At 72.9% G+C, this 26,594-nt stretch carries 24 protein-coding genes; 13 read left to right on the top strand and 11 right to left on the bottom strand.

Annotation, left to right across the window (positions count from 1 at the left end; all coding sequences use genetic code 11):
• Positions 1–134: 134 nt before the first annotated feature.
• The gene (locus tag JK361_RS21310) at positions 135–887 is read right to left on the bottom strand and encodes an SDR family oxidoreductase (protein ID WP_201820695.1); all 753 of its coding nucleotides are present in this window, start codon (positions 885–887) and stop codon (positions 135–137) included.
• Between the two features lie 197 nt (positions 888–1,084).
• On the opposite strand from JK361_RS21310, the gene JK361_RS21315 reads away from it, so the two are divergent.
• A complete protein-coding gene (locus tag JK361_RS21315) occupies positions 1,085–1,684 on the top strand; it encodes a TetR/AcrR family transcriptional regulator (RefSeq protein ID WP_307787293.1) in 600 nt (199 codons plus the stop codon).
• A gap of 262 nt (positions 1,685–1,946) precedes the next feature.
• Here the strand turns inward: JK361_RS21315 and cseC are convergent, their stop codons facing one another.
• From cseC to JK361_RS21340, 5 genes are all read right to left on the bottom strand, one after another.
• The gene (cseC, locus tag JK361_RS21320; RefSeq protein WP_201820696.1) at positions 1,947–3,299 is read right to left on the bottom strand and encodes a two-component system sensor histidine kinase CseC; all 1,353 of its coding nucleotides are present in this window, start codon (positions 3,297–3,299) and stop codon (positions 1,947–1,949) included.
• 13 nt (positions 3,300–3,312) lie between these two features.
• A complete protein-coding gene (cseB, locus tag JK361_RS21325) occupies positions 3,313–4,017 on the bottom strand; it encodes a two-component system response regulator CseB (RefSeq protein ID WP_201820698.1) in 705 nt (234 codons plus the stop codon).
• A gap of 33 nt (positions 4,018–4,050) precedes the next feature.
• Entirely contained in the window at positions 4,051–4,710 is a 660-nt protein-coding gene (locus JK361_RS21330) for a hypothetical protein (protein ID WP_236053292.1), read from the bottom strand.
• Positions 4,698–5,237 (bottom strand): SigE family RNA polymerase sigma factor, encoded by a 540-nt coding sequence (locus JK361_RS21335; protein ID WP_055703482.1) that lies wholly within the window; start codon positions 5,235–5,237, stop codon positions 4,698–4,700. Before JK361_RS21335 ends, JK361_RS21330 begins: the two co-directional genes overlap by 13 nt.
• A 273-nt stretch (positions 5,238–5,510) precedes the next feature.
• Entirely contained in the window at positions 5,511–6,386 is an 876-nt protein-coding gene (locus JK361_RS21340) for an HhH-GPD family protein (RefSeq protein WP_201820700.1), read from the bottom strand.
• Between the two features lie 180 nt (positions 6,387–6,566).
• Here JK361_RS21340 and JK361_RS21345 point away from each other — a divergent pair, with 180 nt between their 5' ends.
• Positions 6,567–7,391 carry a hypothetical protein gene (locus tag JK361_RS21345; RefSeq protein ID WP_201820702.1) on the top strand — a complete coding sequence of 275 codons (825 nt, stop codon included), beginning with the start codon at positions 6,567–6,569 and terminating at the stop codon, positions 7,389–7,391.
• A gap of 113 nt (positions 7,392–7,504) precedes the next feature.
• On the opposite strand, the gene disA is transcribed toward JK361_RS21345, so the two are convergent.
• Both disA and radA read right to left on the bottom strand, forming a co-directional pair.
• Entirely contained in the window at positions 7,505–8,629 is a 1,125-nt protein-coding gene (gene disA / locus JK361_RS21350) for a DNA integrity scanning diadenylate cyclase DisA (RefSeq protein ID WP_201820704.1), read from the bottom strand.
• A gap of 80 nt (positions 8,630–8,709) precedes the next feature.
• On the bottom strand, positions 8,710–10,119 hold the full coding sequence (gene radA / locus JK361_RS21355) for a DNA repair protein RadA (RefSeq protein ID WP_201820706.1): 1,410 nt from the start codon (positions 10,117–10,119) through the stop codon (positions 8,710–8,712).
• Positions 10,120–10,359: 240 nt separating this feature from the next.
• Here radA and JK361_RS21360 point away from each other — a divergent pair, with 240 nt between their 5' ends.
• The gene (locus JK361_RS21360; protein WP_307787294.1) at positions 10,360–12,219 is read left to right on the top strand and encodes a BACON domain-containing protein; all 1,860 of its coding nucleotides are present in this window, start codon (positions 10,360–10,362) and stop codon (positions 12,217–12,219) included.
• Between the two features lie 118 nt (positions 12,220–12,337).
• On the opposite strand, the gene JK361_RS21365 is transcribed toward JK361_RS21360, so the two are convergent.
• Positions 12,338–13,180 carry a DUF3109 family protein gene (locus JK361_RS21365; RefSeq protein ID WP_201820710.1) on the bottom strand — a complete coding sequence of 281 codons (843 nt, stop codon included), beginning with the start codon at positions 13,178–13,180 and terminating at the stop codon, positions 12,338–12,340.
• A gap of 71 nt (positions 13,181–13,251) precedes the next feature.
• On the opposite strand from JK361_RS21365, the gene JK361_RS21370 reads away from it, so the two are divergent.
• The 4 genes from JK361_RS21370 (at position 13,252) to ilvD (ending at position 17,777) form a co-directional block, all read left to right on the top strand.
• On the top strand, positions 13,252–14,184 hold the full coding sequence (locus tag JK361_RS21370) for a Ppx/GppA family phosphatase (RefSeq protein WP_201820712.1): 933 nt from the start codon (positions 13,252–13,254) through the stop codon (positions 14,182–14,184).
• 145 nt (positions 14,185–14,329) lie between these two features.
• Positions 14,330–15,151 (top strand): sugar phosphate isomerase/epimerase family protein, encoded by an 822-nt coding sequence (locus JK361_RS21375; protein WP_372448726.1) that lies wholly within the window; start codon positions 14,330–14,332, stop codon positions 15,149–15,151.
• A complete protein-coding gene (locus JK361_RS21380; protein WP_201820716.1) occupies positions 15,148–15,753 on the top strand; it encodes a TetR/AcrR family transcriptional regulator in 606 nt (201 codons plus the stop codon). The genes JK361_RS21375 and JK361_RS21380 overlap by 4 nt, the downstream gene beginning before the upstream one ends.
• Before the next feature lie 170 nt (positions 15,754–15,923).
• A complete protein-coding gene (gene ilvD, locus JK361_RS21385) occupies positions 15,924–17,777 on the top strand; it encodes a dihydroxy-acid dehydratase (protein WP_201820717.1) in 1,854 nt (617 codons plus the stop codon).
• A gap of 61 nt (positions 17,778–17,838) precedes the next feature.
• On the opposite strand, the gene JK361_RS21390 is transcribed toward ilvD, so the two are convergent.
• Positions 17,839–19,989, bottom strand: a complete 2,151-nt coding sequence (locus JK361_RS21390) for a serine/threonine-protein kinase (RefSeq protein ID WP_201820719.1) — start codon at positions 19,987–19,989, stop codon at positions 17,839–17,841.
• Positions 19,990–20,149: 160 nt separating this feature from the next.
• Here JK361_RS21390 and JK361_RS21395 point away from each other — a divergent pair, with 160 nt between their 5' ends.
• The 6 genes from JK361_RS21395 (at position 20,150) to proC (ending at position 25,014) form a co-directional block, all read left to right on the top strand.
• Positions 20,150–20,488, top strand: coding sequence for an SH3 domain-containing protein (locus JK361_RS21395; protein WP_201820721.1), 339 nt, complete (start codon positions 20,150–20,152; stop codon positions 20,486–20,488).
• 275 nt (positions 20,489–20,763) lie between these two features.
• On the top strand, positions 20,764–21,306 hold the full coding sequence (locus JK361_RS21400) for an EamA/RhaT family transporter (protein WP_201820722.1): 543 nt from the start codon (positions 20,764–20,766) through the stop codon (positions 21,304–21,306).
• 253 nt (positions 21,307–21,559) lie between these two features.
• Entirely contained in the window at positions 21,560–22,357 is a 798-nt protein-coding gene (locus JK361_RS21405) for a class I SAM-dependent methyltransferase (RefSeq protein WP_201820723.1), read from the top strand.
• A 115-nt stretch (positions 22,358–22,472) separates the two neighbouring features.
• Positions 22,473–23,270, top strand: coding sequence for an ABC transporter ATP-binding protein (locus JK361_RS21410; protein ID WP_201820724.1), 798 nt, complete (start codon positions 22,473–22,475; stop codon positions 23,268–23,270).
• Positions 23,267–24,058, top strand: coding sequence for an ABC transporter permease (locus tag JK361_RS21415; protein WP_201820725.1), 792 nt, complete (start codon positions 23,267–23,269; stop codon positions 24,056–24,058). The genes JK361_RS21410 and JK361_RS21415 overlap by 4 nt, the downstream gene beginning before the upstream one ends.
• Before the next feature lie 143 nt (positions 24,059–24,201).
• Positions 24,202–25,014: a pyrroline-5-carboxylate reductase gene (gene proC / locus JK361_RS21420; protein ID WP_201820727.1), complete on the top strand. Its 813-nt coding sequence runs from the start codon at positions 24,202–24,204 to the stop codon at positions 25,012–25,014.
• Between the two features lie 75 nt (positions 25,015–25,089).
• On the opposite strand, the gene trpS is transcribed toward proC, so the two are convergent.
• A complete protein-coding gene (gene trpS / locus JK361_RS21425) occupies positions 25,090–26,115 on the bottom strand; it encodes a tryptophan--tRNA ligase (RefSeq protein ID WP_201820729.1) in 1,026 nt (341 codons plus the stop codon).
• Positions 26,116–26,594 lie beyond the last annotated feature (479 nt).

The following is a 26,594-nucleotide window of genomic DNA, read 5'->3' on the forward strand; positions in this document are numbered from 1 at the left end:
GCCGGGGGCCTGAAGCGATCGCAAGCGCCGGTGGCCGGCGGGGACGGGGGCGACCCGGGGCGGAGGGAGATCCGGGGCGGAGGGAGATGCGGGCGAGGTGACATGGGGCCGGGGCGGCCCGGGGAGGGCCGGTCCTAGCGGCCCGTCGCCAGGTTCGCGCCGCCCGTCGCCTCCAGGACGACGCCCGTCATGAACTCGTTCGCGGCGAGCATGTGGATGGCGCGGGCGATGTCATCGGGGCGGCCCACCCGGCCCACCGGTGTGACGGCGGCCAGGCCGTCGAAGAGGGACCGGCGCTGCTCGGCGGGTACGGAGTGCCACCAGGGCGTGTCGACGACGCCCGGGGAGACGGCGTTGACCCGGAGCGGGGCCAGCTCCACCGCGAGCGGCGGGACCATCGCCTCCAGGGCGCCGTTGATCGCGGCGAGGCCCGCGGTGCCGGGCAGGGCGGCCCGGGCGGAGGCGGCGGTCACCAGGGTCGCCGAGCCGTCGCGGCGCAGCCGGGGCAGGGCCGCCTGGAGGACGCGCACGTGCGGCCAGAACTTGCCGTCGAAGCCGGCCGCCAGCTCGTCCAGGTCCAGCTCGGCGAAGGGGCCGCTGCCCTTGTTGCCGCTGAGGGCGAGGACCAGGTGGTCGACGGGGCCGGAGCCGGCGAAGAACGCGTCCACCGCGGCGCGGTCCGCCGCGTCCAGCCGGGACGTCGACACCTTGCCGCCGATCCGGCCCGCCGCCGCGTCCAGCCGGTCCTGCGCGCGGCCGGTGATGACCACGTCGGCGCCGTCGGCGGCGAAGAGCGTGGCAGCCGCCTCGCCGATGCCGGAGCTGCCGCCCATCACGACGACGCGCTGTCCGGCGAGGGGGGTGGTGGAGGTGTGCGGAGTGCTCATGGTGTGGCTTCTCCCGAGAGGTCACCGGGCCCCGACCCATTGTCGAGAACGCCGGTCTCGTCAAATGTGTTGCCGAGACCGATAGTCTCGTCAAGGGGGTTCGGGAAGCGCCGGGCGGGGAGAGGGAAGCCCCCGGGCCGGGAGACGGAAGCGCCGGGCGGGGAGAGGGAAGGGCCGGGCCGGGAGAAGATGGGGCCGTGAGCACAGGGGAAGAGGGCGTGGACACCAAGGGACACCGCCAGCACACCGGCCGCCGCCGCAACGAGGCCGCGCGCCAGGCGATTCTGGATGCCGCGCTGGACCTGCTCGCCGACGCCGACGGCGCCCCGGTGAGTGTGGAGACCATCGCCCGCGCGGCCGGCGTCGGCAAACAGACCCTCTACCGCTGGTGGCCCTCCAAGGGCGCCGTACTGCTGGAGGCGCTCACCGACCGGGCCGCGCAGGAGGTGCCCGCGCCGGACACCGGCACCCTGCGCGGCGATCTGCGCGCGCTGGCGGTCGCCACCTTCGAGGCCGCCCAGTACCCGCCGACCGCCCCAGCCCTGCGCACCCTCGTCCGCGAGGCGGCCCGGGACCCGCATCTGGCGGAGCTGATGCGGAAGTTCACCGAGTCCCGGCGGGCCGCCGTGCACGAGATCCTCGAACGGGGCCGGCAGCGCGGCGAACTGCCCGCCGACCGGGACCCCGAGCTGCTGGTCGACCAGTTCTACGGCCTCTTCTGGTACCGCTTCCTGCTCGGACACGCCCCGCTGGACGCGGACACGGCGATCCGGTTCGCCGACTCCCTGCTGGGCTGAAACCCTTCTCGGGGCCGCCCCTCGGCCGGGCTGCACTCTCTCCGGGCCGACCCGTCGCGCGCGGAGGGCCCGCTGACCGCCACGGAGCCGGGCGGCGCGTAGAAGACGAGCCAATGGTGGGCTGGTCGGGCACCAAGGTCGCCGTGGGGCGGGCGCTGACGTACGGCGAGATGGTGTGCGTGGAGCGGCGCTGCCGGGCTGAAACCCTTCGCCGGACCCGGCCGGCTCCGGCTGAGGCCCTTCTCGAGACCGGGTCGGTCCGCTACTTGCCTCCGGACGCCGGCAGCATCGGGTAGCTGCCGGTGTTGGTCGGGGCGTGCTCCGGGAGCCACAGGACGGCCACCGCGCCCTCCGCGGGGATGTGGGGCGGCGCTCCGGCGGGCCGCACGTTGCGGAACGTCAGCCGGGCGCCGAGCACGCGCGCCTGGCCGGCCGCGATCGTCAGCCCCAGCCCATGGCCCTTCCCGGCCCGGTCCTTGCTGCCGGTGCGGAACCGGCTCGGCCCCTCGGCGAGCAACTCCTCCGGGAAGCCGGGACCGTGGTCGCGGACCCGGATGACCCGGCCCTCCACGGTCACCTCGATCGGCGGCCGGCCGTGCCGGGCGGCGTTGGCCAGCAGGTTGAACAGCACCCGCTCCAGCCGCCGCGGGTCGGTGGTGACCTCCGACTCGTGCACCACCCGTACGGCGATCTCGGGATCCTTGGCCGCCACCCGGCGCGCGACGAACTCGCCGAGCATGATGTCCTGGAGCTCCGCCCGCTCCGAGGCGCTGTCCAGCCGGGCCACCTCCAGGACGTCCTCGACCAGCGTGCGCATCGCCTTCGCCCGGTCCAGGACCAGCTCCGTGGGACGGCCGGGCGGCAGCAGTTCGGCGGCCGTCAGCAGGCCCGTCACGGGGGTGCGCAGTTCGTGCGCGATGTCGGCGGTGACCCGCCGCTCGGCCTCCAGGCGCTGCTGAAGCGCGTCCGCCATGGCGTCCACCGCCCGCGCGAGATCGTCGGTCTCGTCCCGTACGACCCCGCCGATGGCCTCCCGCACCCGGACGTCGGGCTCGCCCTTGGCGACCTGGTTCGCGGCGGCCGCCGCCTTGCGCAGCCGGCGGGACAGCTGGCCGCCGATCAGGACGCCCAGCGCGCTGCCGCCGAGCACCACCGCGACCGAGCCGATGACCAGGGCCTGGTCCAGGTCCTTCAGCATGTCGGCGCTGCGGTCCGGCAGGTGGATGTGCACGGACAGCACGTGCCCGTCCTTCACCGGTACGGCAGCCCAGATGTCCGGCTGGCGGCCGTGCTGCGAGACGTCGCTGACCCGGCGGCCCCGCTCGACGCTCTCGCGCAGCGGGCCCGGCAGGTTCGGGTCGTCGACCTTCACGTACGGGAAGACCGGCCCCCGGTTCAGTTCGTAGTTGCGCTGGGCCAGCAGGAGCCGGTCGTTGGCGAGTTCCCGCGCGTTGTCCAGCATCGAGACGCGGGCCGCGTTGTGCACGACCAGGCTCAGTACGACCGCCACCAGACCGGCCACCAGCGCGATCGCCGCGCTGAGCTTCCATCTGAGCCCGGTGCGCAGGCCCGCGCGCTCCACGCGCCGGACCGGATACCGAAGAATCCCCCGCATGCCGCCGCTCCGCTCAGGCCTTCAGCTTGTAACCGAAGCCGCGGACCGTCTCGATCCGGTCCTGGCCGATCTTCTGCCGCAGCCGCTGCACATGCACGTCCACGACCCGGGTGTCCCCGCCCCAGCCGTAGTCCCACACGCGCTCCAGGAGCTTGTCGCGGGAGAGCACGGAGCCCGGCGCGGAGGAGAACTCCAGCAGCAGCCGCATCTCGGTCGGGGTGAGCGCCACCGGCTGTCCGGCCCGGCGCACCTCCATGCCGTCCGTGTCGATCTCCAGTTCCCCGAAGGTCAGCGTGCCGGCGACCGCGGACGGGCTCTCCTCCGTGGCCTGCGCGGCCCCGCCGGCGTGCCCGAAACGGCGCAGCACCGCGCGGATCCGGGCCACCAGCACGGCACCGTCGAACGGCTTGGTCACGTAGTCGTCGGCGCCCGCCTCCAGGCCGAGGACGACGTCGATGGAGTCGGCCCGGGCCGACAGCATGATCACCGGCACGGTCGACTCGTCCCGGATCCGGCGGCACAGGCTGACCCCGTCCAGGCCCGGCACCATGACGTCCAGCAGCGCGATGTCGGGACGGTCGGCCCGGAACGCCTCCAGGCCCGACAGGCCGTCGGGCATCGCCGTGACCGCGAAGCCGTCCCGCTCCAGGGCGAGCTGGGTGGCCTCGCGGATGACGTCGTCGTCCTCGACGAACAGGACGTGGGTCTGGTCTGCCATCCCGGTGCTCTCAGTCCTCGTGGGTGTGGGGGGTCAGTTGTCCGACGTGGGCTGCGTGCCCCCGCCGGTGGCGTTGCTGTACTCGTTGCGGGTGGGCTTCCCCGCGACGAACCGCCCGCTCTTCCAGGTGTAGGGGGTCACGATGTCCCCCGAGGGGTTGGAGATCGGGTCGTCCTCCTCGTAGTACTGGCGGAAGACCGACAGGGTGCCCTTGTCGATCTCCGCGTAGACCGGGGAGTCCTCGCTCTTGAAGACGTTCGTGAACCTGCCGTTCTGGTCCTGGTACACGTACGAGGCGATACCGACCCAGTCGGCGCAGGTCATCACGTTGACGACGACGTCGTCGACCGTGGCTTCGGTCAGGTCGCCGTAGGAGACGTCGACCTGGTACTTGTCGCCGTCGCACGGCTTCAGCTCCCGTTTCACCGCCTCCGACACCTGTGGGTCGTTCTTGAGCAGTTCCACGGCGTCCACGCGGCGGTACCGCTGGGAGGGGCTGGGGGAGGGAGAGGGGGAGGTGACGGATCCCGCCACCGCCGAACCGTGCGCCGGGCCCTCGTCCCGCGCGCCCGTGCCCCCGCTGCCGCACGCGGCGACGAAAAGGGCGAGGGCGGCGAGCGCGGCCCCCACCGCGATCACCGCCTGTGTACTGCCTCGGACCCGGTCGGGCCCGGCCCCGGTCAGGCCGCGCAACGCTCCCGCTCCTCACGCTCCAGCGCGCGTGCGTCCAGATCGCGGGCCTCCAGCTCCTCACGGAGCCGGGCGAGCGCCCGGTGCAGCGTGCTCTTGACCGTACCGGCCGACATGCCGAGGGCCGCGGCCGTCTCCTCAGTGGACATCTGCTCCCAGTGTCGCAGCACCACGACACTGCGCTGCTTCGGTGCGAGCACCTTCATGACGTCCATCAGCAGAGCCCGGTCGGCGTGCTGCTCCGTGGAGTCCTCCACGGAGGCGTCCGGCAGCTGCTCGGTCGGCACCTCTTCCAGCTTGCGCGCACGCCACCACTCGGTCCGGGTGTTGATCATGACTCGGCGCAGATAGGCGTCGGCGAGCCGCTTGTCGGCGATGCCCTCCCAGCGGCCGTACGTCCGTACCAGCGCGGTCTGCAGCAGGTCCTGGGCGTCGACCGGGTCCGGGACCAGCCGGCGTGCGCTGCGCAGCAGCGCGTCCTGCCGGGTGCGGACGTACTCCTCGAATTCGAGCACCTCGCCCTGCGCCATGATCAACCGCCTCCGTTCCCCGTTGTGCTTCCGGCTCGTGCCCGAAGTCCTGCCGTCCCGTGTCCGGTGGTCCGCCGGGCACGGAGAAGAAGCTACGGAGTGGTTGTCACGGGGCTGTGCGTACCAGCCTGCGGCTGGCAATCGGCTATCCGTCGGTTGTGTAACAGAGGCGGGAACTGGGTAACGCGCAGAGGGTTTCTGTCCTAGTGTGGGGTGATTTGCCCCATCGGTTCTTTCGTAACGGACGCCCGGAGACTGTGACCTGGCTGTGCGTCAGCCCAGCGGCAGCCGATACAGACCACCGGGCAGCGGCTCCACCAGACCGTCCGCGACCAGCCCGTCGAGCGCACGGGCCCGCTGCACCGGCTCGTGCCACACCCGGTCCAGCGCCGCCTGCGGGACCGGCGTGTGCGCCTCCCGCAGTACGGCCAGCAGCTTGCCGCGCACCTGCCGGTCCGTACCGGCGTACGTCTGCCCGCGCCGCGGCGGCCCCGCGTGCTCCGGCTTGCCCGCGAGCCGCCAGGCGCACTGCGCGGCGATCGGGCAGCGCTGGCACCCCTCGTTCTTCGCCGTGCACACCAGCGCGCCCAGTTCCATCGAGGCGGCGGCCCACCGCGCGGCCGTTCCCTCGTCCTTTGGCAGCAGCTCCCGCGCCAGGCGCCGCTCGGCGGCCGTCGTCGCGTTCGGCGGGTACTGCACCCCCGCCACCGCCCGCGCGAAGACCCGGCGGACATTGGTGTCCAGCACCGCGTGCCGCTGCCCGTAGGCGAACGAGGCCACGGCGGCGGCCGTGTACTCGCCGATGCCGGGAAGTGCCAGCAGCTGCCCGTGATCCGTCGGCACGTCCCCGCCGTGCCGTTCCGTTATGGCGACCGCGGCGCCGTGCAGGCGCAGGGCGCGGCGCGGGTAGCCGAGCCGGCCCCAGGCGCGCACCGCCTCGCCCGGCGCCTCCTTCGCGAGGTCGGCTGGGCGCGGCCAGCGGGCCAGCCACTCCTCGTAGACGGGCAGTACCCGGCTCACCGGGGTCTGCTGGAGCATGAACTCGCTGACCATCACCCCCCACGGGCCCGCATCCGGGCGGCGCCAGGGGAGGTCGCGAGCGTGGGCGTCGAACCAGGCGATCACGGGGGCGTGGAGCTTCTCAGTCATGGCCTTCCGATCCTGCCACGGGTTGGCGGGCATAAAGGGTGACGGCGCGGTCACTGTGCGTGGCGAAACGTGAAGAACCGTCCCTCCCGCGGCAGTTGCCGGAATGATGATCCGGAAAAGTTGGCGCCGGCGCGGCGGGTGGCGCAAGCCAGCGCGCCGATCTCTCGTACAGTTTGCGCCGTGGGATCTCTGCGCAATCCGGTCGGGCCGCTTCCCTCCACCATCTACTGGCGTCGGAGGGTCGTACTGCTGTCCGTGTTCGCCCTGTTGGCGCTGGTGATCACGTGGATCGTCACCGCCGGCGGCGGGGGCGGCAAGAAGAGCGCCGACGGATCCAACGGCAAAAATCCCACGCACACCATCACGCCGGGGCCGACCCCGTCCGGCTCCGCGATCAGCCAACACCCGGGCGGCCGGGACGAGTCGGGCGGAACGGACACCGGTGGCAGCGGTTCCGGCTCCGGCGGGGACAGCGGCTCGGAGGGTGCGACCGACGGCTCCACCGGCTCTTCCGGGTCCGCCGGGTCCGCCGGCGGTTCGGGCGCGGCCGCCGGGGGCGGCGCGGTGGTTGCGGGTGACGCGCTCCCCGCGTCCTCCTCCCTCCCCGACTGTGCCTCCGGAGCGGTGACGTTGGGGCTGCGCAGCGTGCACAACTCCTACTCGCCGGATGAGGTGCCGACCTTCGAACTCACCGCGAAGAACGGCTCGTCGGCCGACTGCAAGGTCGATCTCGGGCCGAGGAACGCGGTGTTGACGATCACGCCGGCGGACGGTGACGACGCCTACTGGTCGTCCGACGACTGTCCCGAGGGGGCGGGGAACCTCGTGTTCCGGGTGCCCGCGGGCGAGACCATCACGTACACCGTGAAGTGGGACCGCAAGCCGAGCGCGCCCCAGTGCGCGACGCCCTCCGGGGGGTCGGCGAAGGCGGGCACGTACCTGCTGGAGGCCAAGGCGCCGGGCTTCACGAAGGCCCAGGCCTCGTTCGTGCTGTCGGCGGACTAGCCGCTGCCGGGATCGTGCCCCGAAGGGGGCACGGGGAACTGCGCGACAAGCCGGCACGGACCGCAGCCGCGGCAGGCCGTGCGCGCCCGGACGGTCGGGCGCCCGGCGCCGAATCAGACGTACCGCTCCAGGATGGACGACTCGGCCAGACGGGACAGCCCTTCCCGCACGCTCCGCGCCCGGGCCTCGCCCACGCCGTCGACGGTCTGCAGGTCGTCGACGCTCGCGGCGAGCAGCTTCTGCAGGCCCCCGAAGTGCTCCACCAGCCGGTCGATGATGGCACCCGGAAGACGCGGAACCTTGGCCAGCAGCCGGAAGCCGCGCGGCGACACCGCGGAGTCCAGCGTCTCGGGAGAACCGGTGTAGCCCAGCGCCCGCGCCACCGTGCCCATCTCGAGCAGCTCCGCGTGCGTCAGCGCGTCCAGCTCGGACAGCGCCTCGTCGACCGTGCGCGAGCGCTTCGCCGTCGGCTCGGGCACGTAGTCCCGGACGACCAGCTCGCGGTCGGGCTCGACCCCGGCGATCAACTCCTCCAGCTGGAGGGCGAGAAGGCGGCCGTCCGTACCCAGCTCGACCACGTACTCGGCGATCTCGGTGGCGATCCGGCGGACCATCTCCAGCCGCTGCGCGACCGCCGACACGTCCCGGACCGTCACCAGGTCCTCGATCTCCAGCGCCGACAGCGTGCCCGCGACCTCGTCCAGCCGCAGCTTGTACCGCTCCAGGGTCGCCAGCGCCTGGTTCGCGCGGGAGAGGATCGCCGCCGAGTCCTCCAGGACACGGCGCTGACCGTCCACGTACAGGGCGATCAGCCGCATCGACTGGGAGACCGAGACGACCGGGAAGCCGACCTGCTTGCTCACCCGGTCCGCCGTGCGGTGCCGGGTGCCCGTCTCCTCCGTGGGGATGGTCGGGTCCGGGACCAGCTGGACACCCGCGCGCAGGATCTTCGACAGGTCCGACGACAGCACGATGCCGCCGTCCAGCTTGCACAGCTCCCGCAGCCGGGTCGCGGTGAACTCGACATCCAGCACGAAGCCGCCGGTGCACATCACCTCGACCGTCTTGTCGGAGCCGAGGACGATGAGCCCGCCGGTGTTGCCGCGCAAGACCCGCTCCAGGCCGTCGCGCAGCGCCGTACCGGGTGCCACGGCGCTCAGCGAGGCGCGCATCAGGCGATCGGAACCGGCACCCGCACCGGACTTTCCGGGAGCTGCTGCCCGGTCGTTGGCTGCCACTGCACTCCTCCGGTCGCAGGTTCTGACGCGCTCCCGTTCCCGCACTCTGTTCGTACGGACGGGCGAGACCTGGGCAAAGTCTACCGGCGCTCTTCGGCCTCCCGTGGGGCCTCTCGGCGACGGGAGCGCGGCAGGACCCGGAGCGCGTCCCCCATGTCGGCGACTTCCAGGACCTTCATGCCGGGCGGCACCTTCCCCGGGTCGGTCGGCACGAGCGCGTGCGTGAAGCCCAGCCGGTGCGCCTCGGCGAGCCTGCGCTGCACCCCGGTGACCCGTCTGACCTCGCCCGCGAGCCCCACCTCGCCGATCGCCACCAGGTTCTTCGGCAGCGGGGTGTCGCTGGCGGCCGAGGCCAGCGCGAGCGCGACGGCGAGATCGGCGGCAGGCTCCGACAGCTTCACACCGCCGACCGTCGCCGAGTAGATGTCCCGCTTGCCGAGCGCGCTGATCCGGCCGCGCTGCTCCAGGACCGCCAGCATCATCGACACCCGCGAGGTCTCCAGGCCCGACGTCGTCCGCCGCGGGGAGGGGATCTGGGAGTCGACGGTCAGTGCCTGCACCTCGGCCACCAGCGGGCGGCGGCCCTCCAGGGTGACGGTCAGGCAGGTGCCCGGCACCGGCTCGGCACGGCGGGTCAGGAACAGGCCGCTGGGATCGGCGAGGCCCGTGATGCCCTCGTCGTGCAGCTCGAAGCAGCCGACCTCGTCCGTCGCCCCGTACCGGTTCTTCACGCCCCGGACCAGGCGCAGGCGCGCGTGCCGGTCGCCCTCGAAGTGCAGGACGACGTCCACCAGGTGTTCCAGCAGGCGGGGGCCGGCGATGGCGCCGTCCTTCGTGACGTGGCCCACGAGCAGCGTGGACATGCCGCGTTCCTTGGAGGCGCGGATCAGGGCACCGGCCACCTCCCGGACCTGGGCCATGCCGCCGGGCGCGCCCTCGATCTCGGGGGAGGCGACCGTCTGCACCGAGTCGAGGATCAGCAGGGACGGCTTGACCTCGTCCAGGTGCCCGAGGACGGCGGCCAGATCGGTCTCGGCGGCCAGGTACAGGTGGTCGTCGAGGGCGCCGATGCGGTCGGCACGCAGCCGCACCTGGCTCGCGGACTCCTCACCGGTCACATAGAGGGTGCGGTGCTCGGCGCTGGCCGACTTGGCGGCGACGTCCAGCAGCAGGGTGGACTTGCCGACGCCCGGCTCGCCCGCGAGCAGGACGACAGCGCCCGGCACGAGGCCGCCGCCGAGCACCCGGTCCAGCTCGGGCACGCCGGTCGTGCGGGCGGTGGCCTGCCGGCCGTCGACCTGGCCGATGGGCAGCGCGGAGGTGGTCACACGGCCCGGTGCCGTCGTACGGACCGCGGGCGCGCCGTACTCCTCGACCGTGCCCCACGCCTGGCACTCGGGGCAGCGGCCGAGCCACTTGGCCGTCTGCCAGCCGCACTCGGTGCAGCGGTAGGACGGTCGGTCCTTGGTGGTCTTGGTACGGGCAGCCATGCGGAAACCGTAGCCCGCGGCACTGACAACGGGGCCGGGGACCGGGTCGGAAGGACCGGAAGGCGCGTACCGCAGGACCGGGAGGCGCGAACGAGTGATCCGTTCTCGGCCGCCATCCACCGGGATCCAGCCGCGGAATAAAGGGTTCCTGTCCCCTTATGAGGGATCGTTTCACCCGTACGGATTAAAAGTGCTCAAGGTTCCAGAAGGGGCACTTCGTCGGCGCCTACGGTCGCACGGGTGATGAGCAGCAGTCCGGAGACGACCACCCGCACGTCCGGCGCGCACCGGGCACGCCGCGAGCCGCGGGACGCCCGACACGAGGCGCGAGAGGCGCGCGACCGCGCCGCCGCCCGTACCCTCGCCCAGCGCACGCCGGCGCGTTACGAGCCGTACCTGGACGGCCTGTTCACCTACTGCATGTCGGTGCTGTGCGACCACGACGCGGCCACCGCCGCCCTCGGCGACGTCCTGGCGCTGGCCGAGCGACGCGGCCAGCGGGTGCCCGAGGCCACCGGCGACCGCCGGGCCTGGCTGTACGCACTGGCCCGCTGGGCGTGCCTGCGCAAGCTGGCCGAGGCCAAGCAGAAACGTCAGGCCACCCACGCGGCGGGCCGTACCGGAACCGGACGGGGCGCCGGCAACGGGTCCGCGCGAGGCACCGGCACCGGGTCCGGAAAAGGGGCCGCCCAGGGGACGGGGCCCGGGGCGGGCGCCGGTGCGGGACCCGGCAAGGACCACGGCGCCGGCCCCGCCGGAGGCACCGGCGCCGCAAGGACGGTGCCGGACCCGCCGCACGCCCCGGACGTCCAGGCGCAGCGCCGCCGCGAACTCGCCCTGCTGGCCTGGCCCGAGGCGGCCGGCACCACCCCCGAGCAGCGCGAGGCCCTGGAACTGGCGGTCCGTCACCACCTGGCCGCCCAGGAGGTCGCCGCCGTCCTCGGCATGGAGCCCGCGGCCGCGCGCGAGCTGCTCGCCTCCGCCGCCTGCGAGGTCGAGCGCACCCGCGCGGCCCTCGCCGTCGTCCAGACGGGCGGCTGCCCGAGCGTGGCGCACCTCACCGGCGACAGTCAGCTGGTGCTCAGCACCGCCCTGCGCCGCGAGCTGGTCCGGCACGTCGACGACTGTCCGCGCTGCCGGCGCATCGCCGAGCGCGCCGTCTCGGGCCACTGGCCCGGCGCCACCGTCACCCCCGCCGAGCTGCCCGTCCTGGAGGCGCCGCGGGCGGCCCTGCACATGGCCCTCGCGCACCAGCCGCGCGGGCGGGGCGCCGCCGTGCCCCGCTTCGACCGGCGCGGTTTCCCGATGGACCCCAAGGACCGCGCGGCCCGCCGTGACCGCCTGCGCGCGCGTGCCGTCACGACGACGGTCGTCGCCACGGTCGTCGCGGCACCCGTCCTCGCCCTCTGGGCCGCCTACCGTGGCGGGCCGGCCGGGGAGGGCGACGGCCCCTCGGCGACCGCGCGCGAGGCGCAGGGCCCCGACGCGCTCGGCAGCGACACGGCGGGCGGCTACGAGAACGCGGGCAACGCCAGCGTGAGGCCGGGCCCGCGCATCGGCAGGGACGGCAAGGCGGACGTGTCCGTGGAGGTCGTCAGCGTCGACGGAGCGGGCGAGAGGGGCGCGGGACAGCTGACCGTCAGCGCGGCCAACGACGGCGACACGACCCTGATCACCCTCACGTCCTCCGGCACGGCCGAGGTCCGCTGGTCGGTGTCGACGCCGGCCGCCTGGCTCTACTTCAGCCAGTCCTCGGGGACCCTCGCCCCCGGCCGGACATTGACGATCAAGGTGTACGTCGACCATCTGCGCGAGCCGTCCGGCCACTGGCGGGCACGGGTGGCGGTGGCCCCGGCGGGCGCGGTGGTCTCCATCGACGGCTACGGCACGGCACCGAGCCGCCCGACCACCCCGCCGCCGTCCGCCGGCCCGACCACCCCGGCCCCGCCCAGCACACCCCCCACCGAGCCGCCCGCCAGCCAGTCACCACCCCCCACCGACCCACCCCCCACCCCAACCACCCCCCCCTCACCCACCACCCCCCCTACCCCGACCCCCACACCGACCGAAACCGCCACACCCACCCCCTCCGAGGCCTAGGGCCGCCCCCGGCGCATAGGCAGATCGGCAGGAAAGTTCCACGGCCCGGTCCGGCACCGCGCCTTCGATGCAGGTCAGGCGGGTGCGCCCGACCTGCATGGTGGAACGCCTCTGCCGATCACTCGCTGGGGTGGGGGGGTGGGTCGGCTGGGTGGGGGGAGAGTGGGGGGAGGGGGGATGAGAGGCGCTGGTCGCACAGGGTGGCCAGGCGGTCGTAGGCGGCCTTGCCCATCAGTTCCGTCAGCTCGGCCCGGTAGGAGACGTACACCGGGTCACCGGCGCCGTGTGCCGACGTCGCCGAGGTGCACCACCAGTGCAGGTCGTGGCCGCCCGGACCCCAGCCCCGGCGGTCGTACTCGCCGATGGAGACCTGGAGGACCCGCGTGTCGTCCGGCCGGTCGATCCAGTCGTACGTCCGCCGGATCGGCAGCTGCCAGCACACGTCCGGCTTGGTCTCCAGCGGCTCCCGCCCCTCCTTCAGCGCCAGGATGTGCAGCGAGCAGCCCGCGCCGCCCGCGAACCCGGGCCGGTTCTGGAAGATGCACGACCCCTGGAACGGCCGCGTCTGCCGGGAACCCTCCTCGTCCTCGGAGACCCACCCGTCCCGTGTGCCCTCGGCGTGGTGCTGCCAGATGTCCGGCGTGAGCCGGGCCACGTGCCCGGCGACCCGCTTCTCGTCGTCCTCGTCGGAGAAGTGGGCCCCCAGCGTGCAGCACCCGTCGTCCGCGCGGCCCGCCTGAATGCCCTGGCAGCCACTGCCGAAGATGCAGTTCCAGCGAGAGGTCAGCCATGTCAGATCGCAGCGGAAGACCTGCTCGTCGTCCGCCGGATCCGGAAACTCCACCCAGGCGCGGGCGAAGTCGAGCCCCTTCTCGTCGCCCATCTTCGCCCCCTTGGAGGTTTTGGCGGCCTTACGACCTTTGCCCGCCTTGTCGACCTTTGCCTTGTTCGTCTTTGGCACTCGTCCAGAGTAAGCGGCCGAGGACCGCTCCGGGGACCGAGGACGGACGATCTGGCAGTAGCGTTCCGCATATGAGACTCGGTGTCCTGGACGTGGGTTCGAACACGGTGCATCTGCTGGTGGTGGACGCTCACCCCGGCGCGCGCCCGCTGCCCGCGCATTCACACAAGGCCGAACTTCGGCTCGCCCAACTCCTCGACGACAGCGGTGCCATCGGCGACGACGGCATCGAGAAGCTGGTCGAGGTCGTGCGGGACGCGCTCCAGGCCGCCGAGGACAAGGGCGTCGAGGACCTGCTGCCGTTCGCGACCTCCGCCGTCCGCGAGGCCACCAACGCCGACGACGTCCTCGCGCGCGTGGCCGACGAGACCGGCGTACGGCTCCAGGTCCTCACCGGCGCCGAGGAGGCCCGGCTCACCTTCCTCGCCGTGCGCCGCTGGTTCGGCTGGTCCGCCGGAAAGCTGCTGGTCCTGGACATCGGCGGCGGCTCCCTGGAGATCGCCTTCGGTATAGACGAGGAGCCGGACGCCGCCGTCTCCCTGCCGCTCGGCGCCGGCCGCCTCACCGCCGGCTGGCTGCCCGGCGACCCGCCCGCCCCGGAGGACGTCCGCGCCCTGCGCCGGCACGCCCGTGCGGAGATCGCCCGCACGGTCGGTGAATTCAGCCGCTTCGGTGCCCCCGATCACGTGGTCGCCACCTCCAAGACCTTCAAGCAGCTCGCCCGCATCGCCGGCGCCGCCCGCAGCACCGAGGGCCTCTACGTCCAGCGGGAACTCAAGCGCGAGTCCCTGGAGGCGTGGGTCCCCCGCCTGGCGGGCATGACCGCGGACCAGCGCGCCGAACTCCCCGGAGTCTCCGAGGGCAGGGCCAACCAGCTCCTCGCCGGCGCCCTGGTGGCCGAGGGCGCGATGGACCTGTTCGGCGTGGAGAGCCTGGAGATATGTCCGTGGGCCCTGAGGGAAGGCGTGATCCTGCGCCGCCTCGACCACATGGGTTCCGACTAGCGCCCCGAAAGGGAGGGCGCGGAGGTAGCGGCATGCGGCTCCGTCGTGGGGGCGCGAGGAGCGGCCACGCACCCGCACCCACGTAAATGGCGAAAGTCACAACGGCGAAGAGGCACCCAACACCCGGGCCACCCCACGCCGTAAGGTGACGGACGTGGCTGAACCAACGGACGTGCGCATCGCGCTGTCGACCGCCTCCGTCTACCCGGAGTCGACGGCGACGGCCTTCGAGATCGCCGCGCGCCTCGGTTACGACGGCGTCGAGGTCATGGTGTGGACCGACCCGGTCAGCCAGGACATCGAGGCGCTGCGCCGCCTGTCGGACTACCACGGCATCCCCGTCCTGGCCGTCCACGCCCCCTGCCTGCTGATCACCCAGCGGGTCTGGTCCACCGACCCCTGGGTGAAGCTCCAGCGGGCCCGGTCGGCGGCGGAGAAGCTGGGGGCCTCCACCGTCGTCGTGCACCCGCCGTTCCGCTGGCAGCGGCAGTACGCCCGGGACTTCGTCGACGGGATCTGGCGGATGGCGAACGAGACCGACGTGCGGTTCGCCGTCGAGAACATGTACCCGTGGCGCTACCGCGACCGCGAGATGCTCGCCTACGCGCCCGACTGGGACGTCACCAACGACGACTACCGGCACTTCACGATCGATCTCAGCCACACGGCGACGGCCCGTGCCGAAGCCCTGGACATGGTCGGCCGCATGGGGGACCGGCTCGGGCACGTCCACCTCGCCGACGGGCGGGGCTCGGCCAAGGACGAGCACCTGGTGCCCGGCCGCGGCACCCAGCCCTGCGCCGAGCTGCTCGAGCACCTGGTGCACACGGGCTTCGACGGCCATGTCGTGATCGAGGTCAACACCCGGCGGGCGATGTCCGGCGCCGAGCGCGAGGCCGACCTCGCCGAGGCCCTGGCGTTCACCCGCAAGCACCTGGCCTCGGCGGTGCGGGTGCCCCGGCGATGAGCGAGACCACCCCCCGCCGCCGCGGCCGCCCGCCGCGCACCGAGTCCGCCGACACCCGCGACCGCATCCTCACCGCCGCCCGCGAGGAGTTCTCCGCGCGCGGGTACGAGAAGACGTCCGTACGCGGCATCGCCAAGGCGGCCGGCGTGGACTCCGCGCTCGTCCACCACTACTTCGGCACCAAGGAGCAGGTCTTCGAGGCGGCCATCGAGATCGCCTTCGCCCCCGCCCTGCACGCGCCGGTCGCGGTGGCCGACGGGCCGGTGGCGGAGGTCGGGGAGCGGCTGACCCGCTTCGTCTTCGGGGTCTGGGACAACCCCACGACCCGTGCGCCCCTCCTCGCGATCTTCCGGTCCGCCGTCAACAACGAGACCGCCGCCGCCGTCTTCCGCCGGCTCGTCGCCACGCAGCTGCTGCGCCGCGTCGCCGCCCAGCTGGACCTGCCGGACGCGGAGCTGCGCGCCGAGCTGGCCGCCGCGCAGATCGTGGGCACGGCGCTGATGCGCTACGTGATCAAGCTGGAGCCGCTGGCCTCGGCGGACCTGGAGCAGATCATCGCGCGGGTGGCGCCGGTGGTGCAGATCCATCTGACGCAGCCCTGACAGCGACGCCGATTCGGATGAAACGCGCATCCCGCAGCCCTGACAGCGCCGATTCGTGAAACGCGCATCCCGCATTCCGGACAACTGTGTCCAGCCCTTGGAGCACCGGCGTACGCTCGACCGTACAGTCAGAACTTCCTGGCATTAGGTCTGAGAAGGAGCGAGCGACGATGCCCGAGCTGAGGTCCCGCACAGTCACCCACGGCCGCAACATGGCGGGCGCCCGCGCCCTTATGCGTGCCTCCGGTGTACCGGGTGCGGACATCGGCCGGAAGCCGATCATCGCCGTCGCGAACTCCTTCACCGAGTTCGTGCCGGGCCACACCCACCTCCAGCCGGTCGGCCGGATCGTCAGCGAGGCGATCAAGGAGGCCGGCGGCATCCCGCGCGAGTTCAACACCATCGCGGTCGACGACGGCATCGCCATGGGTCACGGCGGCATGCTGTACTCCCTGCCCTCCCGCGACCTGATCGCGGACTCGGTCGAGTACATGGTCGAGGCCCACTGCGCCGACGCCCTCGTCTGCATCTCCAACTGCGACAAGATCACCCCGGGCATGCTGATGGCGGCCCTGCGCCTGAACATCCCGACGGTGTTCGTCTCCGGCGGCCCCATGGAGTCCGGCCGCGCCACCCTGGTCGACGGCACGGTCCGCACGCTCGACCTGGTCGACGCGATCTCCGACGCCGTCAACGACAAGATCTCCGACGAGGACATCCTCCGCATCGAGGAGAACGCCTGCCCCACCTGCGGCAGCTGTTCCGGCATGTTCACCGCCAACTCGATGAACTGCCTGACCGAGGCCATCGGCCTCTCCCTGCCCGGCAACGGCTCGGTCCTCGCCACCCACACCGCGCGCCGCGCCCTGTACGAGAACGCGGCCCGCACGGTCATGGACCTCACCCGCCGCTACTACGAGCAGGACGACGACACGGTCCTGCCCCTCAACATCGCCACCTTCCAGGCCTTCGAGAACGCCATGGCCCTGGACATCGCGATGGGCGGCTCCACCAACACCATCCTGCACCTGCTGGCCGCCGCCCAGGAGGCCGGCGTCCCGTTCGGCCTGGACGAGATCGACGCCGTCTCGCGCCGCGTGCCCTGCCTGGCGAAGGTGGCGCCGAACGTCGCCAAGAACCGCACGTACTACATGGAGGACGTGCACCGCGCCGGCGGCATCCCGGCCCTCCTCGGCGAACTGCACCGCGCCGGCCTGCTCAACGAGGACGTCCACGCGGTCCACAGCCCCTCCCTCTCGGACTGGATGAAGACCTGGGACGTCCGCGGCGGCTCCCCGTCCGCGGAGGCCGTGGAGCTGTGGCACGCGGCGCCCGGCTGCGTCCGCTCCGCCGAGGCCTTCTCCCAGTCCGAGCGCTGGGAGTCCCTCGACGACGACGCCGAGAACGGCTGCATCCGCTCCGCCGAGCACGCCTACTCCAAGGACGGCGGCCTGGCGGTCCTGAGGGGCAACCTCGCCGTCGACGGCTGCGTGGTCAAGACGGCCGGCGTGGACGAGTCGATCTGGACCTTCGAGGGCCCGGCGGTCGTCTGCGAGTCCCAGGAGGAGGCCGTCCAGCGCATCCTCACCCAGGAGGTCAAGGACGGCGACGTCGTCGTCATCCGCTACGAGGGCCCCAAGGGCGGCCCCGGCATGCAGGAGATGCTGTACCCGACCTCGTACCTGAAGGGCCGCGGCCTCGGCAAGACCTGCGCCCTGATCACCGACGGCCGCTTCTCCGGCGGCACCTCGGGCCTGTCCATCGGCCACGCCTCCCCCGAGGCGGCCTCCGGCGGCACGATCGCCCTGGTCCAGGACGGCGACCGCATCCGCATCGACATCCCGGGCCGCTCGATCGAGCTGCTGGTCGACGAGGCCGAGCTGGCCCGCCGCGAGCAGGCCCTGAACGGCGTCTACGCCCCGAAGAACCGCGAACGCAAGGTCTCCGCCGCCCTCCGCGCCTACGCGGCGATGGCGACGAGCGCCGACAAGGGCGCGGTCCGTGACGTGTCCCGGCTGGGCTGACCGGTCGTGACAGGGGCCGCCTCCCGGTGGAGGCGGCCCCTTCGCGTTCTCCCGCCCCGGGTCACCAGGTCCCCGGCGAGCGCCCGTCCACGGCGAAGACCGTGCCGTCGGGCGCGGTGGCGCAGACCCGGTCGCCGAGGGGCACCGGGGCGGGCGGAGTGCTCATGACCCGGGCCGAGCCGGCGCCCAGCCGCACCGGCGTCTGCCCGACGAGCCGCCCCCTGCGGGCGTCGACGGCGAGCAGCCGGCCGTCGCTCGCCGTGAAGTACACCCGCTCGCCCCGCGCCACCGGCAGCGAACTGCGGCTCACCGACGTCTCCAGGTGCCACAGGCGCTTGCCCGACGCCATGTCCACGGCGTCCAGGGAGCCACCGGTGGCCAGGACGTAGACGACGTCCCCCCGCACGGTGGCGTGCGCCCCGTCCAGTACGGCGGGCAGCGCGACACGCCGGGCGGCACCGGACCCGGGGGTGTAGCGGACGACCTCCTTCGCGCCGTAGCCGCTGTCGACGGCCAGGAAGAACACCGAACCGTCGCCCCGGGCCGCGAACGGCTTGAGCCAGCCCCGCAGCCGGACGTCCCACCGCACCCGGCCGGTCCGCGTATCCACCGCGCTCACCTGGGTGCTCGCCCCGTCGGCCGACGTACGCGTCGCGTACGCGGTCTTTTCCGCCGCACCCGGGAACGTCACCAACGACGGCACGCCCTGGCCGGGGACGGCCCGCCGCCACCGGGTGGCGCCGGTCGCGCCGTCCACGCCGGTGACCGTGCCGTCGGCGCCGGTGAGCAGAGCCGTACTCCCGGCGTACCGCACGGTCGTTCCCGCGGGCAGCCGGCGCCGCCACACGTCCTTGCCCGTGGCCGGGTCGAGGCCCGCGAGCCGGGAGCCGCCGTCCGTGTACGGCTGCACCACTCCGCCGGAGACGACCGGGGGCCCGCTCGCCGACCGCGTGTCGACCGAGCGCCGCCACAGCAGCCCGCCGTCGGACGCAGAGAGCGCGAAGACGACACCCGGCCGCGCACAGAACAACTTCCCGGCACCGGACGCGCATTGCGGCATGCCCGAGCCGCCGACCGCCGGCCGGGCCGTCCAGCTGCCCGAAGCCGCCGTCAGCGCCGGCGCGCCCTCCTTCTCCGGCGCGTGCCCGTCCCCGCCGAGCAACCCGGACAGCCCCGACACCCCGCTCAGCGCGGCCGAGGCGAGGGCGCCGGTCAGCGCCAGCCCGAGGGCTCCGGCCCCCAGCACCGCCCGTCTGCGCAGCAGGCGCCGCACGGACCGCAGCCCGGAGGCCCGCCCGGTCGGCGCGGCACGGCCGGGGACCGCCGGCGCGGGCCCGTCCTCGCTCCTGCGCTGCGCCGGTATGAACGCCTGGGTGTCGTACGACGCCGCCACCGAGCGCAGTTCCCGCATCAGCTCGTCCGGCGTGGGCCGGTCCGCGGGCTCCTTGGCGAGGCACCGCCGCACCAACGGCGCGAGACCCTCCGGCACACCGCCCAGATCGGGTTCGTCGTGGACCACCTGGTAGGCGACCACGTACGGGCTGTCGGAGTCGAACGGGCCGCGCCCGGTGGCCGCGTGCACCATGACCGAGCCGAGCGCGAAGATGTCGGCCGCCGGACCCACCTCGCGGGGCCGCCGGAACTGCTCCGGCGCCATGAACGGCGGTGTGCCGATCAACTTGCCCGTCTCCGTGCGCAGTTCGCTGTCCTTCGGCCGGGAGATACCGAAGTCGATCACCTTCGGACCGTCCTCGGCGAGCAGCACGTTGCTGGGCTTCAGATCGCGGTGCACCACACCGACCCGGTGGATGTCGCGCAGCGCCTCGGCCAGCCCGGCCATCAGCCGGCGCAGCTGCTCGGGCGCCATGGGCCCCTTCCGCTTCACCTGCTCGGAGAGGGTCGGACCGGGAATGAACAGCGTGGCCATCCAGGGCCGTTCGGCCTCCGGATCGGCGTCCACGACGGGCGCCGTGAAGGCCCCGCTGACCCTGCGGGCGGCGGCCACCTCCTGCCGGAAACGGCCCCTGAACTCGGGATCGCGGGCGAACTCGGCGTGTACGACCTTCACCGCGAGCTTCATCCCCGAGGTGCTCCGGGCGAGGTGTACGACCCCCATGCCACCGGATCCCAGACAGGACTCCAACCGGTAGTGACCGGCGTACTCGGGAAGTTCCGCTTCCGCGCCCGCTCCAGTGTTGCGCTGTGGCGCCATGGACCACCCCCGTGCTGTTCGTCCGCGCGCGCGACGCACGGAGCCTAGTCGATGACTCGTGCGAGACAGAGGCGGCTTGCTAGCGTCTGCGGGCGAGTCGTGCGCACGTTGCGCGCCGCGCTCGCCGAGTTCCAGGAAACGACGGGGGAGGACCACGATCATGTCCGTTGACCGTGCACAAGAGGCCGAGGCCATCGACAACGGCGCCGACGGCGGCGACGGCGCGACGACGCAGGCGGCGGCAGCAGCCGTACGCACCTACGCCGTCGCCCCCGGCGTCCGGCTGAACGTCCGCAGCGGCCCGGGCACCGGGTACAACCTGGTCCGCATCCTGCCGGAGGGCGTCCGGGTGCCGATCTACTGCCAGACGCCCGGCACGACGGTGGCCGGCGCCTACGGCACGACGAACATCTGGGATCTCATCGACAACGGTGAGTACGTCTCGGACGCCTATGTGCACACGGGCAGCGACGGCTACATCGCGGCCCGCTGCGGCTGATCCGGACCCACGACACGGCCTCGCCCGAAGCCGCCGGTCCGCCGGATCCGGCGCTGCCGGGAGCCGCCGATCCGCCGGACCGCCGGGAGCCGCCGATCCGACGGACGCGGCGATGCCGGGAGCCACCGCTCCGTCGGGGCCTGGCGGCGGCGGACGTCACTGGTTCGGCCGGGGAGGTCCGCCCCGGCCGGAGTCGTCGCCCCGGCCGGGGGCCCGCCCGGCCGGGTGTCCGACCCGCTCGGGAGCCCGCTCGGAGCCGGAGCCATAATCGTCCCGTGAGCGACGAAACCGGCACCCCGGACACCTCGGCGGGCCCCACCGGCGGAACGGCCCAGGGCGACGACGCGGCCCGGGTCGGCGGCCCCCGCCCCGAGCCCCTGCGCTTCTTCGGCACGTCCTGGGTGGCCCACGACAACGGCTACGCGGCCCGCCGTGCCGGCGTGGCCGTCGGCTCCCTCGTCGCCGCCGCGGCCTCCTGCCTGGTACTCCGCTTCGCCTTCGACGGCATCCGGATCGCCGACACCGGCTCCTTCGTGATGCTGCTGATCGTCGCCATGTTCGCGATCTGCAGCGCGCTCGCCTTCCGTAACACCTGGGAGGGCTTCGGCAAGCGCCAGGACCCGCAGCGCCAGGCATCCCTGCGCGGCCTGCTCGCCATCGGCTTCGTCGGCTCCCTCCTCGCCTGCTTCTTCCGCTCCCTCACCGAGGCGCCGGGCGAGAAGCTGCACCGTGGGGAGTACGAGAAGGCACGCGAGGAATACGAGCGCCGCACCGCCAAGCGCACCGGCAACCCGTCGAAGAGGAAGCGCCGCCGCTGAGCACCGGCACCACGCCGACGAACCGGCCGCCCGGCACCGCAGGGAGCGCCCCCGGCAGCCGCTGAAGCAGTCGCACCCGCCGGTGAAGCAGGCGCCCGGAGAACGGGGACCGGGCTCGGCCCCGCCCTCTGCACCGGCGTTCCCACACGGCGCCGTACGTCGCCCCTGTGAGCCCGGGCGCCTGGCCGAAAAGCGTCGCCCCGGTCCACGTATCCGCCGTCATTCCCCGCCCCGTTCCGCGCACCATGGCGGCATGACCACGACCTCGGCCTCACCGGAGCCGTCCGCGCCGCAACCCTCCCTCCGCGCCCACTCCTTCAACGCCGCCGCGGCCCAGTACGCCGCGAACCGTCCCTCCTACCCGCCCGCCCTCCTGGACGCCGTCGAGGAACTGGCCGGCCGCCCCCTCGCCGGTGCCCGAGTCGTGGACGTCGGCGCCGGGACCGGAATCGCCACCGCGCTGCTGAGGGCCCGGGGCGCCGACGTCCTCGCGGTCGAACCCGGTGAGGGCATGGCCACCGAGTTCCGCCGCGCCCTGCCCCACAGCCCGATCGTGCGCGGCGACGGCAACGCCCTCCCCGTGGCCGACGCCCACGCCGACCTCGTCACCTACGCCCAGGCGTGGCACTGGACCGACCCCGCGCACTCGGTGCCCGAGGCGCTGCGCGTGCTGCGGCCGGGCGGCGCGCTGGCCCTGTGGTGGAACACCGAAGCGCTCGACGTCCAGTGGATCGCCGAAGCCGCCGACCGCATCAGCCGCTTCTTCGGCCTCGCCACCGCCACCGAGAAGCGCGAGGCCGCGGACCGCACGGGCCTGGCCGACCCCACCGGCCGCCTCCGGTTCACCCGCCGCGAGGTCCGCTGGAGCCGCCGCGTCCCACTCGACACCCATCTCGCCAACATCGGCAGCCACTCGGTCTTCCTGATCACACCCGAGGAGCGGAGGAACGCCTTCCTGGAGGCGGAGCGCGGCCATCTGCTGAAGGTCTTCCCGGAAGGCGTCGTCGAGGAGACCTACGACGTCCTCCTGCTCGTCGCGACCAAGAGCTGACCACCCCGCACCTCCCCCGACGGCGGCCCGGTTCATCCCGGGCCGCCGTTCTCGTGCGCGGCACAGCAACCACCGCCACTTGACGGCGCCGACCGAGGGGCAGATTATTCATCGCATGATGAATTATGTGTCCGAGCCATCCCGGCCCCCGGCACCCGACGCCGTCCACGCCGAGAACGTCACCGTCGCCCGCGGCCCCCGCACCGTCCTCCACCACCTCGGGTTCACCGTCCCCCGCGGCCAGATCACCGGCCTTCTCGGCCCCTCCGGATGCGGCAAATCCACCCTGATGCGCTCCATCGTCGGCACCCAGGCCAAGGTCACCGGCACCCTCGAAGTCCTCGGCCGCCCCGCCGGCCACCCCACTCTGCGCAGCCGGATCGGCTACGTCACCCAGGCCCCTTCCGTCTACGACGACCTGACCGTCCGCCAGAACCTCGACTACTTCGCCGCGATCCTCGACCCCGGACGCGCCACCGCCGAACGCCGCCAGGACGTCGAGCGGGCCCTCACCGACGTCGACCTCACCAGCCGCGCCGACGCCCTCGCCGGCAACCTCTCCGGCGGCCAGCGCAGCCGCGTCTCCCTCGCCGTCGCCCTCCTCGGCACCCCCGAACTCCTCGTCCTCGACGAACCGACCGTCGGCCTCGACCCCGTCCTCCGCCGCGACCTGTGGAACCTCTTCCACGACCTCGCGGCCACCCGGGGCGCCACCCTCCTCGTCTCCTCCCACGTCATGGACGAGGCCGAGCGCTGCCACCGCCTCCTCCTCATGCGCGACGGCCGGATCCTCGCCGACGGCACCCCCAAGGCCCTGCGCACCCGCACCGGCACCGACACCGTCGAGGCCGCATTCCTCCGCCTCGTGGACGAGGCCACCGCCGAGGACCGCACCAAGGAGACGACCCGATGAGCACCACGACACACCCCGCCCGCACCACCGGCACCGCACCCGCGAGCGCCCTGAACGTCTCCCGCACCGCCGCCACCGCCGCCCGGGTCCTGCGCCAGCTCCGCCACGACCCGCGCACCATCGCGCTGATGATCCTCATCCCGTGCCTGATGCTGATCCTGCTGCGCTACGTCTTCGACGCCAGCCCCCGCACCTTCGACAGCATCGGCGCCTCGCTGCTCGGCGCCTTCCCGCTGATCACGATGTTCCTGGTCACCTCCATCGCCACCCTGCGCGAACGCACCTCGGGAACCCTCGAACGCCTCCTCTCCATGCCCCTCGGCAAGGCCGACCTCATCGCCGGCTACGCCCTCGCCTTCGGCGCCATCGCAGTCGTCCAGTCCGCCCTCGCCACCGGACTCGCCGTCTGGCTCCTCGGCCTGGACGTCACCGGCTCCCCCTGGCTGCTCCTCCTCGTCGCCCTCCTCGACGCCCTGCTCGGCACGGCCCTCGGCCTCTTCGTCTCGGCCTTCGCGGCCTCGGAATTCCAGGCGGTCCAGTTCATGCCGGCGGTGATCTTCCCCCAGCTCCTCCTCTGCGGCCTGTTCACTCCTCGCTCCGACATGCACCCCGTCCTGGAGGCCGTCTCCGACGCCCTGCCCATGTCGTACGCCGTCGACGGCATGAACGAGGTCCTCCACCACACGGACATGACGGCGACCTTCGTCCGCGACGTCCTGATCGTGGCGGGGTGCGCGCTGCTGGTGCTGGGTCTCGGCGCGGCGACGCTGCGGCGGCGCACCGAGTGACCACGCCGTGGCGACGCACCGAGTGACCACGCCGTGGCGGAGCACCGCGTAGCCGGCGGGCGGGCGACGACCCGCCCCCAGCCGCCGTTCCGCCCACCGGACAGCCACCCCGCACACCCCACCCCGGTGCGAAACTGATCCGCATGAGCCAGAAAGTCGCAGTCCTCGGCACCGGCAAGATCGGCGAAGCCCTGCTCAGCGGAATGATCCGGGCCGGCTGGGCCCCCGCCGACCTCCTGGTCACCGCCCGCCGCCCCGAACGCGCCGAGGAACTCCGCACCCGCTACGGAGTCAGCCCGGTCTCCAACACCGAGGCCGCCAAGACCGCCGACACCCTGATCCTCACGGTCAAGCCGCAGGACATGGGCACCCTCCTGGACGAGCTCACCCCGCACATCCCCGCCGACCGCCTGGTCATCAGCGGGGCGGCCGGTATCCCCACCTCCTTCTTCGAGGAGCGCCTCGCCGCGGGCACCCCCGTCGTCCGTGTCATGACCAACACCCCCGCGCTCGTCGACGAGGCCATGTCGGTCATCTCCGCCGGCAGCCACGCCACCGAGCGGCACCTCGCGCACGCCGAGGAGATCTTCGGTGGCGTCGGCAAGACCCTCCGGGTCCCCGAGAGCCAGCAGGACGCCTGCACCGCGCTGTCCGGCTCCGGCCCCGCGTACTTCTTCTACCTGGTCGAAGCCATGACCGACGCCGGCATCCTGCTCGGCCTGCCGCGCGACAAGGCCCACGACCTCATCGTCCAGTCCGCGATCGGCGCCGCCGTGATGCTCCGCGACAGCGGCGAGCACCCCGTGAAGCTCCGGGAGAACGTGACCTCCCCCGCGGGCACCACGATCAACGCCATCCGCGAGCTGGAGAACCACGGCGTACGAGCCGCCCTCATCGCCGCCCTCGAAGCCGCCCGCGACCGCAGCCGCGAACTGGCCTCCGGCAAGAAGGACTGACCGTCCGAACGGCGCCACCCCGCGGGCGGTGGCCGACCCACCGCCCGCAGAGCACCGCAGGTGCGGCCCGGCCGGCTAACGAGCGGCGCTCAGCGCAGGCTCCGGCACGGGCGGCAGCAGCCCGATCGCCCTGTAGGCCGTATCCACCATCGGCCGGGCCAGCGCCCGCGCCTTCTCCGCACCATCCCGCAGCACCCCCTCCACATAGGCCGGATCGGCGCACAGCTCCCGGTGCCTGGCCTGGAGCGGCCGCAACACCTCCACCACCGCCTCCGCGGTGTCCTTCTTCAAAGAGCCGTACGAGTCGTAAACGTCCGCCAGTGACTCAGGGTTCCCGCCCGTGCACGCGGCGAGAACATCGAGCAGGTTCGCGACCCCTGGCCGGCCCTCCCTGTCGTACGCGACCTCCCGGCCGCTGTCGGTGACCGCCCGCATCACCTTCTTCCGGACCGTGTCCGGCTCGTCCAGCAGATAGACGACCCCCGCGCCCGAGTCCTCCGACTTCCCCATCTTCCTCGTCGGGTCCTGGAGGTTCATCACCCGCGCCGCCACCTGCGGCAGCGTCGTCCTCGGCACGACGAACGTGTGCCCGTAACGCTGGTTGAACCGCACCGCCAGGTCCCGGGTCAGCTCCACGTGCTGCGCCTGGTCCTCGCCGACCGGAACCTCGTCCGCGCCGTACGCCAGGATGTCGGCCGCCATCAGCACCGGATACGTCAGCAGCGACAGCCGAACGCTGCCACCGCGTTCCCGCTCCTTCGCGGCCTTCTCCTTGTACTGGATCATCCGCCGCATCTCGCCGTCGGTCGCCACGCACTCCAGCAGGTACGACAGCCGGCTGTGCTCGTCGACATGGCTCTGCAGGAAGACGGTGCACACGTCGGGATCGAGACCGGCCGCCAGCAACAGCGTCGCCGTCTGCCGGCTGAGCCTGCGCACCCGCGCCGGATCGTGCTCCACGGTCAGCGCGTGCAGATCCACCACACAGAACAGGGAATCCGCCCGGTGCTGGTCCACCTCGGCCCAGCGCCGCATGGCTCCCAGGTAGTTGCCCAGGGTCAGGTGCCCGGTCGGCTGGATCCCACTGAAGACCCGAGTCATCTCCACTCCACCTTCTGGTCGGGACCGCCGCTCCAGCGGCCGGCCCCCTTCAGTCGGAGGGAGATACGAGAACGGCCGCCGAAGCGGCGGCCGTTGAGTGCATACGTGAGTCGGCCGCCGTCAGGCGGCCCACCAGAACTGGGTGCACGTACGCGTCATCACGTCCTCCACAGTACGCCTCCGGAGTGGCCCCTGGGGGGCGAGTTGACACACCCCGTGTCGATCCGTAGTGTTCTCCGAGTTGTCCGACGTGAGCGCCGACCTCGGTCGGTCCCCGGACAGCCATTCCGCAAGAACCACTCACTCATTCGATGCCTCGGTGTCGACTGCTTTGGCGTGCGTATTTGCGAAATGAGGAATCCGCGTTCGAAAGGGCGCCGGCCCCCGATTAGCTCGGGAGCCAGGAATCCGCTAAAGTCTCACTCGTCGGAACGGCCCAACGGCCGGGAGGACAAGCCCCGCTGACTGGGGGTCAGACG

This window comes from Streptomyces musisoli, from assembly GCF_016741855.1.
In the GTDB taxonomy this organism is placed as follows: domain Bacteria; phylum Actinomycetota; class Actinomycetes; order Streptomycetales; family Streptomycetaceae; genus Streptomyces; species Streptomyces musisoli.